The organism is Neobacillus canaveralius, assembly GCF_047237705.1.
GTDB lineage: Bacteria > Bacillota > Bacilli > Bacillales > Cytobacillaceae > Neobacillus > Neobacillus niacini_K.
In genome coordinates, this window is the sequence record NZ_JBDFLL010000001.1 from 5,399,664 (window position 1) to 5,416,166 (window position 16,503).

General features: G+C 40.0%; 14 protein-coding genes. 2 read left to right on the top strand and 12 right to left on the bottom strand.

What is annotated here, in order from left to right; translation table 11 throughout:
- Positions 1–73: 73 nt before the first annotated feature.
- Both ABC255_RS26490 and ABC255_RS26495 read right to left on the bottom strand, forming a co-directional pair.
- Positions 74–682 carry an FMN-binding negative transcriptional regulator gene (locus ABC255_RS26490; protein WP_412998117.1) on the bottom strand — a complete coding sequence of 203 codons (609 nt, stop codon included), beginning with the start codon at positions 680–682 and terminating at the stop codon, positions 74–76.
- Between the two features lie 144 nt (positions 683–826).
- Positions 827–1,759, bottom strand: coding sequence for an LCP family glycopolymer transferase (locus ABC255_RS26495; protein WP_412998118.1), 933 nt, complete (start codon positions 1,757–1,759; stop codon positions 827–829).
- A gap of 912 nt (positions 1,760–2,671) precedes the next feature.
- Between ABC255_RS26495 and ABC255_RS26500 the strand changes: the two genes are divergently transcribed.
- Positions 2,672–3,532 (top strand): AraC family transcriptional regulator, encoded by an 861-nt coding sequence (locus tag ABC255_RS26500; RefSeq protein WP_412998119.1) that lies wholly within the window; start codon positions 2,672–2,674, stop codon positions 3,530–3,532.
- Between the two features lie 277 nt (positions 3,533–3,809).
- A complete protein-coding gene (locus tag ABC255_RS26505; RefSeq protein WP_412998120.1) occupies positions 3,810–4,118 on the top strand; it encodes a DUF3870 domain-containing protein in 309 nt (102 codons plus the stop codon).
- A 112-nt stretch (positions 4,119–4,230) separates the two neighbouring features.
- Here the strand turns inward: ABC255_RS26505 and ABC255_RS26510 are convergent, their stop codons facing one another.
- The 10 genes from ABC255_RS26510 to ABC255_RS26555 form a co-directional block, all read right to left on the bottom strand.
- Positions 4,231–5,442 carry an acyl-CoA dehydrogenase family protein gene (locus ABC255_RS26510; protein ID WP_412998121.1) on the bottom strand — a complete coding sequence of 404 codons (1,212 nt, stop codon included), beginning with the start codon at positions 5,440–5,442 and terminating at the stop codon, positions 4,231–4,233.
- On the bottom strand, positions 5,439–6,653 hold the full coding sequence (locus tag ABC255_RS26515) for a CaiB/BaiF CoA transferase family protein (RefSeq protein WP_412998122.1): 1,215 nt from the start codon (positions 6,651–6,653) through the stop codon (positions 5,439–5,441). Before ABC255_RS26515 ends, ABC255_RS26510 begins: the two co-directional genes overlap by 4 nt.
- A 68-nt stretch (positions 6,654–6,721) precedes the next feature.
- Entirely contained in the window at positions 6,722–8,740 is a 2,019-nt protein-coding gene (locus tag ABC255_RS26520) for an oxidoreductase (RefSeq protein WP_412998123.1), read from the bottom strand.
- A gap of 71 nt (positions 8,741–8,811) precedes the next feature.
- Positions 8,812–9,750, bottom strand: coding sequence for a glutarate dioxygenase GlaH (glaH, locus tag ABC255_RS26525; RefSeq protein ID WP_412998124.1), 939 nt, complete (start codon positions 9,748–9,750; stop codon positions 8,812–8,814).
- Between the two features lie 306 nt (positions 9,751–10,056).
- On the bottom strand, positions 10,057–10,401 hold the full coding sequence (locus tag ABC255_RS26530; protein ID WP_412998125.1) for a DUF3870 domain-containing protein: 345 nt from the start codon (positions 10,399–10,401) through the stop codon (positions 10,057–10,059).
- Between the two features lie 27 nt (positions 10,402–10,428).
- Entirely contained in the window at positions 10,429–11,643 is a 1,215-nt protein-coding gene (gene lhgO / locus ABC255_RS26535) for an L-2-hydroxyglutarate oxidase (RefSeq protein ID WP_412998642.1), read from the bottom strand.
- A gap of 50 nt (positions 11,644–11,693) precedes the next feature.
- Positions 11,694–13,136 carry an aldehyde dehydrogenase family protein gene (locus ABC255_RS26540; RefSeq protein ID WP_412998126.1) on the bottom strand — a complete coding sequence of 481 codons (1,443 nt, stop codon included), beginning with the start codon at positions 13,134–13,136 and terminating at the stop codon, positions 11,694–11,696.
- Between the two features lie 46 nt (positions 13,137–13,182).
- Complete coding sequence (locus tag ABC255_RS26545) at positions 13,183–14,664, bottom strand: sodium:solute symporter family protein (protein WP_412998127.1); 1,482 nt, start codon at positions 14,662–14,664, stop codon at positions 13,183–13,185.
- Positions 14,661–14,855 (bottom strand): DUF3311 domain-containing protein, encoded by a 195-nt coding sequence (locus ABC255_RS26550; protein WP_412998128.1) that lies wholly within the window; start codon positions 14,853–14,855, stop codon positions 14,661–14,663. Before ABC255_RS26550 ends, ABC255_RS26545 begins: the two co-directional genes overlap by 4 nt.
- Positions 14,856–15,043: 188 nt before the next feature.
- Positions 15,044–16,471 carry an amino acid permease gene (locus ABC255_RS26555; RefSeq protein WP_412998129.1) on the bottom strand — a complete coding sequence of 476 codons (1,428 nt, stop codon included), beginning with the start codon at positions 16,469–16,471 and terminating at the stop codon, positions 15,044–15,046.
- Positions 16,472–16,503 lie beyond the last annotated feature (32 nt).

The window sequence follows — 16,503 nt, forward strand, 5'->3', positions numbered from 1 at the left end:
CTATCATTCCCCTAATAATTAAGGCGAACAGTGAATGCTACTGTCCGCCTTAATTATTATCGCATCTGGGCTTTTATTCAATATTTCTCTTCATTAGTTGTGCTATATGTAGATCATTTTGATCATCACTATCTTCTAGTTGCTTAATAATTAGTTCTTGTCTAGCTGCAGGATGATTTTGATTGAGTTTGGCTTTCCCCTCTATTTTGCAAATGTTGATTTTAAAACCTACAATACCTTTACTCATGCCCTTTATATAATTTTCATTAACGTTCTCTAAATGATAGGAACTATCTGGTTTTTCATATTTACTTACCATGTCTGCCAATGATTCAAATACTTCCTTCTCATCTTCGATAATCTCCAATTCTCCATAAACATGTATAGCAACATAATTCCAAGTTGGTACTGCCTGGTTGGTCTCATACCAGGATGGTGAAATATAGCAATGGGGACCTTGAAAAATGATAAGAACATTCTGACCCTCAATATCCTTCCACTGCTCGTTCTGCCGGGCAAAGTGTCCATATAAAAAACCTTCTTCTTTATTCAAAAGCAGTGGCAGATGAGTGGCGTAAGGTTCTCCATCATGCTGAGAAAACAACGCAGCAAAACTATTCTTTTCAATAAAATCATAGATAACTTCTTCATCTTTGATAGTAAAATATTTTGGTATATACATATTCTTTCATCTCCACTCTAAAGGTATTTGATTTATTTCTCTGTCGGTAAATAAAAACCTTCTTTACAATGATAGTTTTAGAAAAAGTAAAGGACCGGTATGATAATCGCCAGTCCTTTACTCGGAATTTCAAGCTAAATAAAATTAGCTATCTATATTCATTTCTAATTGAGCTTTCAATTCATCCTGAATGCGCTGTTGTTCTGCTATTGTTACAATTCCATAATAGATATTATCAATCATTTTCCCTTCTGATATAATGGTCAGCTGTTCAATGTTTTTTCCTGCTTCTTTATAATTCTTTTGAATGCTAATCATTTCTTCAAAGGTAAGATTCGTTTTGACATTACTGCCAATCGCTTGAAAGATATCCGGAGCTTTTGATAAGCTTGAGACGCTTGCCCCCTCTTTGATTACTGCTTGAATTACTTGCCGTTGACGTTCTTGACGGCCAAAGTCGCCATTCGGATCATCATATCTCATTCTGATGAAAGCTAATGCTTCCTCGCCATTCAGATGAATCTTACCTGCAGGAAAACTAAATTTTTCTACTTTAAAAGCAAGATCATTCTCGACATTAATCCCGCCCACTGTATCAATAATATCCTTAAAGCCTTCCATATTAATTTTGACATAATAATCAATCGGAATATCAAGGAAACTCTCCACCGTATCTACCGCCATTGAAACACCGCCAAATGCGTAAGCATGGTTGATTTTATCTTCTTTCCCCTTACCGATAATCTCTGTCATGGTATCCCTTGGAATACTCAGCATTTTTACAGAATTATTATTTGGATTTACTGTTAACACAATCATCGTGTCAGAACGACCGCTATCTCCTTCACGCTCATCCACACCAAGCATTAAAACGGAAAATGGTTCTTTCTTTTCTAATGCCTCAGGCTGCTTCTTATTACTTTGTTTGTCATCGAGTGGTTCATGCATAGTTGCTACAGCCTTATTAAAAGAATTATAAACGGTAAGCCCATAAAGGCCGCCAGAGATCAGTATAATAAATAATAATAAACCTATTATATTTTTCCATTTCAGCCTTCTTCTTTTTTTCCTTCTCATTTTATGGTCTCCTAATCAAAATCAGCATAATAATGATAGGTTACCAAAGGGTTGTTTCATAGGAATTACAGGGACATGTCGATTTATTGTTATTTACTTTACATATCTCGACACATATTTTTTCTAATAAGAATTATATTCTTTAAATTAGGTTATTTCTCACCATATTTAACCAAACGTTTGATTAGTATAAAAAACGTCGATTATTGGAAAGTGCAAATTCTATGTCTATGAATGTAGATTGATAGAAGATTATGATACTCCCCCAATCGACAAAATATTTTCTAGGAAATAAGGAAAAGTTTAATGTTAAAGAGCCTTGGAAGAAGTTTTAATTAAACGTTTATTTAAGAATTCTTTCGTCAAATTTTGTCTAATAAGTTCTAAAAAAGACGGTTCAGTTCGTAACGTATTTATTTTTCTCCTTCATCATTTTTATAATCATGAGGAGCACAATTCACACAAAAAAACTTACCATCGATCCACTCTCCCGAAATATCCTCACTATACTGCATACATTTCGAGCACAAGTAAAAACGCATCATATAACCCCTATTCTTTTCACCCCGCCGCTTAAGGAACCTACAACAGCTGGAAATGATAATAATGATTATGGAAAATTACTCCACTTATATCATACTCTCATTATCTTTAAGCACCTATTGGGATAATATTTAGTGACTTATTGACTATTTTTCATTTCCTCACTTAGTTGTAGATAGGAAATTGTGAGTTTCGTTTCAGGAATAAAGAATGAGAAGTAAAGGAAAAGGTTGGGATAATTCTAACCCTTAGAATATCAGTATTAACAGAAATATTATTCGAATAAAAATGATATCTGTTAGAATAGAGCAGAAAATGACAGGATTTAAATCGCAGACGTTGTTACTATGTACATAGGGAGTGAGCGATATGGGATGGGTAGAATCATTACAGAAAGCAATCGATTATATGGAAGAACATTTACTTGATGATTTTCCAATTGAAAGTATAGCGAAACAAGCAAGTGTGTCAGAGTTTCACTTTCAACGTATTTTTTCAGTACTAACAGACATAACTGTAGGTGAATATCTTCGTCGCAGACGTTTAACACTTGCAGCACAAGAGCTTTCTACATCTGATAGTAAAATAATTGATGTCGCCCTTAAATATGGCTACGACACTCCCGAATCTTTTTCAAAAGCTTTCCGCAGACACCATGGAATAACTCCTAGTCAAGCACGTAATTACACGGGAAAGCTGATATCTTATAACCGCCTGACCATACAGGTGAATTTGAAAGGAGCAGATCCTATGAATTACAAAATCGTGGAAAAAGAGAGTTTTAAAGTTGTCGGTGTAAAGCGCGAGTTTTCCTGTGAAAATGGGGAGAATTTAGCCAGGATCCCTAAAATGTGGGAGGATGTCCATGTTGATGGAACAAATGATTTATTATTTCAGTTAAATAATGGTCAACTAAAAGGTGTCCTTGGAGTATGCGTCGATAAACGCGCACCTGGTTCTCCATTAATGGATTACTGGATCGGTACAGAGCATAAGGGTGACTCACCTGAAGGTCTTTTGGAACTTGAGATTCCTGCTTCCAAGTGGGGAGTCTTTGAATTACACGGCGCAATGCCGGATGCTATGCAGAATACTTGGAAACAAATCATCTCGGAATGGTTTCCATCCAGTCATTATCAGCATGCAGGAACACCAGATTTAGAAGTCTACTCATATGGAAATCCATCAAGCCCTGATTATTATTCAGAGATTTGGATTCCACTAAAATAAGAACACTTACAAAGATGAACCCTGGATAATCATAACGGGTTCCCAAGGTGAAATTACAACTAAAAATTTAAAGTAAAATGCATATCAATTTGCACCGTAGTTACGGTGCTATTTGTTTTCGAATAAATAAAATAGACAAGCTCCCAAAGGAACTAAGCTATTCCAGTATTTATTCACTACAACGCTTATATATTATATGGAGTGCAGTAATTATCCTTACTATTTTTTCGATTTTATATTATTCTAAAAGTAAATCTTCATTTAGGGGAGTGTTCGAATGAATACCATATTTATCGCTGGACATGCGAAGTTACCTTCGGGAATGGCAGCTAGAAGTATTTATGAAACTCTGACTATTACGGCAGAAATAGATAAATATTATGGGGTTATTGTGGATGCCTCATGTACGCTGGCAACTGAACATGGGAGAGATTATATTGCAAGACTGCTAAAAGGCCATAGTTTGAGAAATGGGGTTGACATGCCTCTCGAAGAGTTAAAAAGTGGTTATTTAGGAAAAGCCAATCACGCGCTAATTGCAGCGTTAAAGGATTTGTATAAACAATATGAATCTCTAAATCAATAATTCTGTGACGTTAAGGGACATTTTACCTGTTCGATCAAAGATAGTAATAGACTCCCCCCGTTAACAAGGGAAGTCTATTATCATTCATTCTATGCTTTCATTGTGAACGCCTTTACCTGCTCTTAACTTTTTCTTTTTCATACGGCCACGCCGGCAGCATTTTATTTAACGTCTTATCTACACGATAACCAAGAACGTATTCAGCCTGCATAATCGTATGGACTTCTCTCGTTCCTTCGTAAATAACAGGTGCTTTTGAGTTTCGTAAGAATCTTTCAACAGGGTATTCGCTTGAAAATCCATAAGCCCCATGAATTTGAACAGCGTCATCAGCTGCTTTGTTGGCAAAATCACAAGCCTGCCATTTGGCGAGTGATGTTTCTCTTGTGTTACGAACTCCCTTATTTTTAAGCTCACCGGCACGATATACGAGTAAGCTGCTCATTTGCAATCCAGCTTCCATATTTGCAATCATTTGCTGTACAAGCTGGTGCCGGCCGATTTCTTTGCCGAAAGTTTTACGCTCATGACAATATTTTACGCTTTCCTCCAAGCTCGCCATAATCAGGCCTACAGCACCTGCTGCAACGGTAAAGCGGCCGTTATCAAGTGCGGCCATAGCGATTTTAAATCCTTCGCCCTCTAAACCTAATAGGTTTTCCTTTGGAACCCTTACATGATCAAAGAATAACTCTCCTGTATTTCCAGAACGGATACCCATTTTCCCTTTTATTGCTTTTGATGAGAAACCAGGCATGGTGCGCTCCACAATAAATGCGGAAATACCGTTGTGTTTTTTCGATTTATCCGTATAGGCGAACACAATGAAATGATCCGCTACATCGCAAAGGGATATCCACGTTTTCGAACCGTTTAAAATATAGTCATCCCCGTCTTTTACTGCCGTTGTCTGAAGGGCTGCCACGTCTGAACCTGCCCCCGGTTCCGTTAATCCGAAGGCGCCGATTTTTTCACCTTTTGCCTGCGGAACGAGATATTTTTGTTTTTGTTCCTCATTCCCCCATTGCAGTAGTGTTAAACTGTTTAAGCCGATGTGAACAGATACAGCGGTACGGAAAGTAGTATCACCTCTTTCCATTTCTTCACAAACAATGGCGAGTGAATTGTAATCCATACCGCTTCCGCCATATTCTTCAGGAATACAAACACCCATAAGATCCAGCTCACTTAATCGTTTCCAAATAATCGGATCGAATTTCCCTTGCTCGTCCCATTCTTTCATATTTGGAATAATTTCTTTATCTACGAAACTTCTAACCATCTTTCTTAACATTACCTGCTCTTCCGAAAATTCAAAATTCATAGCGTATAGGCCTCCTGGTAAATTTGGATAATATTATTCTTTTTATATTGTTCAATTTCCACTTGTGAATATCCCGCCTGCTGCAAGATTTCAACTGTATGTTCCCCAGCAATCGGGGGATGACGTTCTATTTTTGTCTTCGTTCTTGACAGTTTAATGGGCGAGCCCACTAGCTTGACTGAACCTGCTTCCGGGTGGTCCACTTCAACGACCATCTCCCGAGCCAATACTTGTGGATGATGAAATACCTGATCCATCATCGTAATAGGACCGCACGGAATATTATGCTGCGAAAACAGCTCCATCCACTCATTGACAGGTTTGATTTGCAGCCGGTTTTCTAAAATGCCCGTGAGTTCAAGTTTATGATTAACCCTTGCTTCATTGGTATGGAACCGTTCATCTGCTGCAATTTCACTTATTCCCATTACTTCACAAAGGGCGGCAAACTGCCGGTTGTTACCAACTGCAATGATTATTTCTCCATCCATTGCTCTGAATGTTGAGTATGGCACAATATTTGGATGGTCGTTACCAAGTCTTCTTGGGATTGCTCCAGATATAAGATAATTGCTTGCTACATTGGCGAGTGAGCTTACCGCCGTATCCATAAGCGACATATCTATTTTTTGCCCTTGTCCGGATTTCTCCCTTTCCAGTAATGCTGCTTCAATTGAAATGGCAGAATATAAACCTGTTAAAATATCAACCATTGCTACGCCAATTTTCATTGGACCACTTTCATCATTCCCGGTAATGCTCATGAGCCCACTCATTCCCTGAATAATATAATCATAGCCCGGCAAATGCCGATATGGTCCCGTTTCGCCAAAGCCTGTGATGGAGCAATATACCAGCCTCTGGTTGATCGCTTTCAAAGAGTCATAGTCCAAGTCCCAATTTTCCATCGAACCGGTTTTGAAGTTATTAATCACTACGTCTGCATCTTTGGCTAACGTGCGAATGATTTCCCTTCCCTCTTCGGTTTTCAGGTTTACGGTGATACTTCGCTTATTTCGGTTAGCGCATAAATAATAGGCACTTACACCATTTTGGAACGGCGGCCCCCAACCCCGCGTTTCATCACTGCCTCCCGGAGCCTCCACTTTCATGACATCTGCTCCAAGATCCCCAAGAATCATCGTACAATATGGACCCGCCAGTACCCTCGATAAATCCAATACTTTTATACCTTCCAAAGCCCCTTTCAAAAACTCCCACCTCCTACTCATCCCATACATTCAAGCTGTTATCTGAAAAAACTTTGAAGGTTACACTATTATTTCGTTAGAAGCCCTTTAATAGTTGAAATAGAAGAATTCCCATTGTCTTGGACTCCTAATCGCAAACTTATAGACATACCCTCAAATGTTGCCTCCTCTATTGTTCTCGGCGCCAGGCAATCACCGATTTGCCATACTTCAGGTGCTAATTTCTTCATTTGTTCATATAGTTCACTATTTGGTACACGACCGTGCGAAAGAATAATAGAATCCCAATTTTCCATTGTCTCTTTTTCATATGAAAATAGATTTCTTATGACAACAGTATCGCCATTTATTTCTCCTAAATCATAGTGAGGCATAATTTTTACGTTTAGTTGATAAAGCTTTTTTAAATATTCATTTCGTAAGTATTGAGGCACGCCTTCGCCCGCATGCAGCCTTGCAGTAATAAGCGAGACAATATGCCCCTTTTCCGCCAAATCAATCGCCGCTTCTATGGCTGGCCAATCACCGGCGAAATCAAATACCAAAACATTTTTCCCAATATGGTTATTCGGATGATGAAACACCTCTTCCACCGTCATGACACGGTGATCATGAATCCCTGGAATATCGGGGATATACGGTCTTGATCCTGTGGCACAGATAATGGCATCCGGTGAAATTTTGTTAATATCTTCTGGTTGTACAGCCACTCCAAGTGTTACTTCCACGTTACTAGTAGATATTTTCCGCATATAATTATCAAGCATCGATTCAGCAAGCTCATGTCTCAAGGGCATCTTTTTTAATGTATTCAATAATCCTCCGATTTTGTCCGCTTTATCTGCCAGAATAACGTTATGGCCAAGTTCATCTAATGTAGCCGCTGCTTGCATGCCTGCTGGTCCAGCACCGATCACAAGAACTTTCTTCTTGTCTCTAAGACTTTCCTTAAGAGTTTGCACTTCATTTTCTCTGCCTGCTGAGGGATTTTGGACACAGCCGATGGTTAAACCATTGTGATAATGCCCGATACAAGCCTGTAAGCAGCCTAAACAGGCATCAATTTGTTGAATATTGCCTGACTTTGCCTTGTTAGGCATGTAAGGATCTACAATTAATGCACGGGTCATGCCGACAACATCTGCTTTTCCTGTTGCCACTATCTTCTCACCTTCGGCAGGATCTACAATACGTGAGCCAACGAAAACCGGTACAGCACCAGCCATTCTAATTTTGAAAGAATAGGGTGTGTTATATCCATGCTTCATGGGAGATGGCGGTACAATATGGGTGGATCCGGCAAATGTACTGGAATCTCCGGAGGTGATATCAATAAAATCCACTCTTACTCTTTCGACCAAATATTCGACAATTTGTAAGACATCTTTTACGGTTGTTCCATCCATGGTCATTTCATCTGCACTCATACGGAGTCCAACCGTAAAGTCCTCCCCAACTTCCTGCCAGACTCGCTCCATCACATCGACAATAAACCGCATTCTGTTTTCAAACGATCCCCCATATTCATCGGTACGATGATTGGTCTCTACCGACCAAAACTGTGCAGGCAAGTATCCGTGTGAGCAGCAGATTTCTACACCATCCAGCCCGCCTTCCTTCGCCCATTTAGCTGACAGGGCAAATCCTTCAATTACATCTTTAATTTCCTCCATACTCATCGGTTTCGGCATCGTACTGAACCTGAGGCTCGGAACCGCTGATGGTGCCCAGGCCGCATTCCGGTACTCACTTGAAACAACTTCCCTGCCGCCATGGAATAATTGTGAAAATACTTTCGTCCCATATTTATGCACTTCATTGGAAAGCTCCAGGTAAGCAGGGACAATCTTTTTATCATATCCAGCAATTGTTTTGGTTGTCAGCATTCCCGATGGATGTGCAGCGGCGGCTTCTAGTATAAGTAATCCTGCACCGCCCTTGGCACGTTCTACATGATAGGCAGTCATATCCAATGTAGGGATTCCATTCTTAACATGATTGGTTTGATGTGCCGTACTTAGAATCCTATTTTTCAATTCTGTATGGCCAATTTCAACTGGACTAAATAAATGTTTAAACTGTGTCACTCATAATCACTCCAAGAAAAAGATAATTGGCCTTTTGACATAATTCCGATGGTGCTTTTCACTCGGAACGATTACTGATGAAAACGTCCTCGCTGACGTAGTAATTCACGGTTCAAGTTGGGATTTACCTCAAAGGCTGCGCGCCCATGTAACCAAAATATATTGTTAACAACTACTAAATCTCCCACCGGAAGTTCGAGTTCTGTAACACTTTCATCGGTTTCCATTGAATGTGAAAGGTCACGAAGGTATTTAGCCTCTTCTATGGTTTCAGGATAGACAAATTGGTCGATGAAGCATGCACCAGGCTTATTATTGTAATTGAAGAAGGTTAAGCGCTGGACTTCCTGATCTACATTTTTACTAGATGGTGCTTTGTACGTAAACTTATGACTTGCCAATGGATGATTTGAAAACTTATCAAGGTCTTTCCAATCATCAAGGTGTAATAATCGAGATTCACCGCCGCGTGCATTTTCTTCAACTATTTTCATCATTAACAGCCAATCTGTCGGCTCATCTACAAATGTCCCATCCGTATGAAGGGTAAATAAGCGATAGGCTTGACGGAGATAGGAGTCACTGTTATCGGTATGTTTGACAGAAAAGCGTGCATAATATTTACCAGACATGGAATCAAAGTTTGATGAACCTAACAAATAAGAAACAGCAGTAGAGAAAATAACGTATTCTTCTGTATCCTCGGTAACACCATCCAAACCAATCGTAAATCCGCCAGATTCACGGTCATGAACGATGTTTCGAAGTAACTCGCCGAATTCTTCTCCAACATGATCTAATAGAATAGAAGAGACAATAAGACGAGAATAGGGTGTATATTCTAAATGCTGGACAGAATAATCCTCTGCTTTGACGGTATTCAAAAACCCTTGAATGGCCTTTTTTGAAAGTTGAATGTGGTATAAACGGTCTGTTTGCGGATGAACTTTCACTTCATACCTATTTGTTTTTGTTTCGAATTTCCCTCTTTGTTTTTCTGCGATTACCATTTTTTATTCCTCCAGTTTTGTGTAAGATAGTTAAAATATGGAAATCCAAGGAATATAAAAAGCCAGCTGCACAAAGTACCCAAAAAAAGCGGGACTCAATGTACAACTGGCTTATATTCACTTCACAGCTCTATGGTTAATAGAGTCACAATGAATTAGCAGTTAATTGTTATTTATATTTCCTGTTTCCAAGTATAATAATCTATCCACGGATCTGAAAGGGTGTTATTCAGGAAGTGGAAGTATTAATAATATTTCGACTACTCTTAGTATACGTTGTATATGATAGATTGTCAATTTATTATTTTAAACATTTTGAACATTCTGCTTTTCTTCCGTTTTTATTTGATGGAAATGGAGGTCTAGATCCTTTAATGCCGCAACAAGAGCATTTGTCGCCTTGCCTCGGTAATAAGTTTCAATTTCTTCAATTATACCTTCCACTCCATCTTTTAGACTAACGCCCTTTAATATACGGCCAATAAAGTCGCTCCCATGTTCGGTTGCTAGAGTACAAGACGCCTCGACAATTACGCCATATTTACGATCGACTTCAGCTGTGATTGTTAACGTATCGAAGACACTTTTTGCTGCCATTCCTTGCGGCAGACGAGCGTGACCTGCAATAAAAATAGTCTTTCCATTCAGCATAATTGACATACCTCTCGAAGGAATTATTTAAACGAGTATTGCTTCTTTTAACTTTGTTTGTTCTGGTATTCTATTCACAACTTCTTTTCCGATTTCTATTGAAGCCGTTGCAGCAGGAGATGGTGCATTACATACATGGATCGTTCGTTTCCCTTGAATGATATGGAAGTCATCCACCATATTCCCATCGCTCCTTAATGCTTGAGCACGGACTCCAGCAGGTGCAGGGATTAAATCATCTTCTTGGATTTCCGGAATCAGTTCCTGAAGGCTTTTTGTAAATTGTTTCTTACTGAAGGAGCGAATATATTCATCAAGCCCCTCCTTCGCAAATTTCCCTGCCATTTTCCATAATCCAGGAAAGCTTAATGATTCTATTAAATCCTTTGCATTAAAATCTGTCTTTCTGTATCCTTCACGTTTAAAGCTAAGCACAGCATTTGGTCCCGCATCGACTTCACCGCTGATCATTCGTGTAAAATGGACCCCCAGAAATGGGAACTTTGGATTTGGAACAGGATAAATTAAATTTTTTACAAGATAACGCTTTTCAGGTTTTAATTTGTAATACTCGCCTCTAAAAGGCAAAATCTTCATATCTGTTTTATATCCTGTTGCTAGTGCTACACGATCACTGTGAAGCCCAGCACAGTTAATAACCATTCCTGCTTTTAATGTGCCGCGATTCGTCTCAATGATTACTTGATCCGATTCTTCTTGCATTTTCTCCACTTTTGTATTTAGACGAATCTCTCCGCCATTCTCTTGGATAATTTCGGCGAACTTTTCACTAACTTGTCTATAATTTACGATGCCGGCCATCGGAACACGTATTGCTCCTAAACCATTAACATGTGGTTCTATTTCCTTTAATTCATCTGGACCGATTCTATGAATAGCTAATTCATTTTCCAGCCCTCGATTATATAAATTTTCTAGAAGCGGTAATTCCTCTTGTTTCGTTGCAACAATTACTTTTCCGCAAATATCATGGTCTATACCATGTGTTTGGCAGAACACTGTCATCGATTTACTTCCTTTGCGGGCAAAACGAGCTTTGAAACTGCCAGGCTTATAATAAATGCCCGAATGAATCACACCGCTGTTATGCCCTGTTTGATGTTCCGCAACAACGGATTCTTTCTCAATGACAACTACCTTCGCGTTGGGAAAACGCTCATAAATGGCCATCCCTGTTGATAAACCAACAATTCCTCCGCCAACTATTGCAAAATCATACATATTCATAAGGACCCCTCTCCATTTTGACTTTCTTTGTTGAGTAGTAAGAATTACATTGGATCCATATAAACAGTCTTCACTTCTGTATAAAACTCGATAGCAGCTTTTCCTTGTTCACGACTGCCGGAACTAGAATTTTTACATCCGCCAAAAGGCATTTGTGGTTCTGCTCCCGAAGTTTCCGAGTTCACATGTACAAGTCCTACTTCCGCATCTTCAACGAAACGGCGGGCCAAAGTTAAGTTGTTTGTGCAGATGGCTGCGCTAAGACCAAATTCAGTATCATTTGCCATTTCTACCGCTTCCTCGTAATCTTTGGCTTTAAACAATGCAAGAACGGGACCGAAAATTTCCTCACGGGCAATTCGAGCATCTTTAGGCACGTTTTCAAAGATTGTTGGTTTTACATAAAAACCATTTTTTAATTCTTCATCTTCCGGGATTTCTCCACCGCAAAGCAGTGTTGCTTCTGATTTCCCCGTTTTGATCATTTCGAGTACCCCATCAAGCTGTGCTTTTGATACCGCCGGCCCGATAACGGTTCCCTCGTGAAGCGGGTTACCAATTGTTAATTCCTTCGTACGCTTTACAAGCCTATCACGGAATGACCCGTAGATCCCTTTTTCGACAATCACACGACTCGTTGCTGTACATTTTTGACCGATAGATTTAAATGCTCCGCCTACAGCTATTTCAACCGCTCTTTCAAGATCTGCATCATTTAGAACAACTAGCGGATTCTTTCCTCCCATTTCCATCTGCACCTTTTTTCCGTGTTCTACAGCCTGTTTTTGAATCTGCCGTCCTACTTGGTTCGAACCGGTGAAAGAAATGGCTTTGATATCTGGGTGGTTCACCAATTCATTCCCAATAACAGATCCTCTGCCAAATACACAATTAAGGACACCTGCTGGCAGACCTGCTTCATCAAAAGCTTTCATAACGTGATAGACAGATTTCGGTGTTAAATCAGCAGGCTTAATCACCACTGTATTTCCGTATATAAGTGCTGGTGCCATCTTCCATACTGGAATGGCAATGGGAAAATTCCATGGTGTAATTAAGCCAATAGGACCTAGGGGTGTACGGGTCGTATACAAAAATGTTTTCTCACTCGCAGACGGAATGACATCTCCAAGCGGCTGCCGTGCTTCAGCCGCAAAATATTCGAGGATGCTTACTGCGCGATTAGCTTCCCCCATCCCTTCCGAAAACGCTTTTCCCTCTTCCTTAATTAGATCCCGTCCTATTTCCTCTATGTTTTCTTTCAAAATAGCCGCGGCCTTTTGCAAATACGCTGCCCTTTGTTGAATGGAGAGTTTTTTCCAAGCTGGAAAAGCATTTTTTGCAGCAGCTACCGCATCGTGAACATCCGCTGCTGCACTGGATGGGAATTCCCCCAAGCCTTCTCCATTATGTGGATTAAGATTCTCTTTATATTCATTTGTAGTTGGTTCTGTCCAGTGACCGTTAATGTAATTCATATGGCGCATTGAGAAATCCTCCTAAACTCTTCTATTAATCTTTTTTACTTTTATTTCATGCTAGATTACTAATATTAGTGTCTTCATCTGCTCTAACCACCGGTTTCTTCGTTATAACACTTACTCCCAACGTTACAGCAATATTGATCATTAATACGGCTAATCCTAGATCTAAATCCTTAATGACATTTGGAAATGATGGGAATAACGTTGCAAGTGACATTTCTGTAATGGTTGAATAAATGACGATGATACTGCCAACAATCATTCCAGCGATGGCCCCTTGAACGGTAACGGGGTTCCTTTTCCAAAGGCTAAAAAACAAAGCAGGAAATAACTGAACCATAAAGCTATAAGACATAAGATATAGCGTAAGAATCGATTCCCCTCCACTAAATGTAAAGAAAAGGGTTACCAACGCTATAACAGGCACCAACCTTTTGGCCAGCTTTGCCAGCTGCCTGTCTGTTGTGTTCGGTTTCCATGCCTTATATATATTTTTAGAAAGAATTGTTGAAACCGCTGTCAATACCAAAGAACTTGGGATAAGGGCGGCCATGGCCCCAGCTGCGCCAATGACCCCGACAAACCACGGGTCAAAAGATAATTTTGCCATTTTAAATAAGGCTAAATCAGTATCTGGCCCCTTTAAATCTGGCACTTGTAAAACACCAGAAAAACCGATAATCAAAGAAAAAACGATAATTACCTGATAGATGGGCATTATCCCTGCATTTATACGCAGCGATTTTCCACTTTTAGCCGAGAATATTCCCGCCATCATATGTGGAAACATGTAAAATGCCAGCGCTGTCATAATCGTAGCCGAAACAAACCACGAAATGCTTAATCCTTGTTCGGGGAATAGTAAAAATCCAGTTTTGGCGGTATCAATTGCTTGAAACATCGGCTCAATGCCGCCGTAATAATGAAAAGGGAAATAAAATCCCATAAAGACCATAACAGCTAAGATTAAGATATCTTTAATAATGGCTGTCCATGCGGCTCCGTGCATCCCAGATACTGTTACATAAATGGTAACAGCAATGACGGCTACGACGATTGCCATGTGAGGAGAAATAGAACCATAGGACGCTTCAGATACAATAATTCCTAAGCCTTTTAACTGCATTACTAAGTAAGGGATAACAGCAACAACACTAATGATCGCTACGAGAATACCAAGTGCCTGACTGTTATACTTTTTCTCGTAAAAATCTGATTGGGATAGGACTTTATTTTCCTTCGCATACTTCCAAATAGGAGGCAGCAGCCAGTAAGCGATTACAAAGTAAAAACAATTAAAAGCGTATATGGTGGGAGGCATGCCGGATCGATAAGCACCACCACTTGCTCCTAGAAATGTATAGGTGGTAAACATCTCACCCGCTAATAAAAAGAACATCAAAAGACTTCCAAAACCCCGTCCCCCGACAGACCACTGCTCGATAGTCATTTCTTTCCCTTTTCGGGCTTGCAGCCCTAACCAAATACACAATCCCAGGAAAAAGAGGATAACTAGAAGGGCTGCGTTCATAATTCTTCCTCCTCCTTATTCGCTGGATCCAGCTTATTAGCAACGATCAAGAATAAAGATGTCATTCCAACCCAGCATATAGACCAAAAAAGGACAAATGGCAATCCAAATACATAGGGTTCCACCCGATTAATGACAAAAAGTGAACCCAAGGCTGGTATTAAAGTTAATAGAAAAACAACCTTCTTCATATTTCACCATCCCAGTTTAGAATACATAAATGTAATACAGTAAACAGATATGTTTTATTTGGAAGAGCCGATATTTGAACCTTCTGATAATTAAAACTCTATGAAACCATTTTCCTCTTTGAAATGGAAAGGTTTCTGATCTTTGGTTGCCCATTTTTTACCCATACACCACTAAGACTTTTTAAAATCTATTGCACTATCTTATCAGGCTCCCCATTTGTTAAGACGGTTGCAGCCACTTTCTTTCTTGTAAATTTAAAGTAGTAAAAAACATAACAGGCGACAACAAAGCCGAATCCTATATACAGTGATGTCCGCTGTGCCGGATCGAAAGCAGTAAACACGACGATTCCTAGACACATGATAAGGCAGAGAATTGGAACCAGCGGGAAGAAAGGAACTTTAAATTTCAAATCCGCAAGCTTTCCGCCATCCGCAATATACTGTTTGCGGAATTTATACTGTGCAAACGCAATGGCCATCCATGTAACAACTCCCCCAACACCGCTGATCGCAAGCAGGACAACAAATAATGTTTCTTCAGCTATAATACTAGTAAGCAAGGAAAGCAAAGCAAAGGCGAGTGTCACAAGCAAGGCATTCATAGGAACACCGCGTTTGTTTACCTTACCGAATGCCAGCGGAGCCTGACCGCTTTGGGAAAGTGAAAAAAGGATTCTCGTACAAGCAAACAAACCTGTATTTCCCACTGAAAGTATCGCTGTTAATATAACAAAGTTCATAATATCAGCCGCATAAGGAATTCCTGTCATATCGAATACAGTAACAAATGGGCTTTCGAGCACCCCCGCCTGTTTCCAAGGAACAATGGCTGATAAGACAAAAGTGGCCAGTACATAGAAAAGTAAAATACGGACGATGATACTCCGGATAGCTTTTGGGATGCTCTTTTCGGGATCCTCTGTCTCACCCGCTGCAACTCCCATAATTTCTGAACCCATAAAAGAATAAACGACTGTCATCACTGAGATAAAGACCCCAATGAAACCTGTTGGAAATAATCCGTCACCGAAAAAGTTTGAAAGGTGGGGGGCCGATTGTCCCTTTATAGGAACCAAACCGAAGATCGCTGCCCCGCCAACAACAATAAAAAAGAGAACAGCTAATACTTTAATGGCAGAGAACCAGTACTCCATCTCAGCAAAGCTTCTTGTAGTCAAGGCATTGATACCGAATAAAAGTAAGGAGAAAACGGCACACCATACCCATACCGGTACATCTGGAAACCACCTGGCCATCAGCAAACCGGCTGCAATAAACTCTAGTCCTACATAAATGGCCCAGCTTAGCCAGTAAGTCCAGCCAATCATAAACCCAGAGGCAGGGCCGATAAACCGCTCTGCATGAGCTTGAAATGACCCCGAAACCGGCATTACGACGGATAGCTCCCCAAGACAAACCATGACCAAGTACATAAGCAAGCCTCCGAATAAATAGGCGGTAATCGCTCCGAAAGGCCCCGCCTCGCCAATCGCATACCCTGATCCTAGGAAAAGACCCGTTCCAATGACTCCCCCTATGGAAAGCATAAATAAATGCCTGCTTTTCATCGAACGTTTTAATTCTTTTGGTTGACTTCCTTGTTCTGGTTTCATCCAATTCCCCCTGTATTTTTTCTATCCGCATA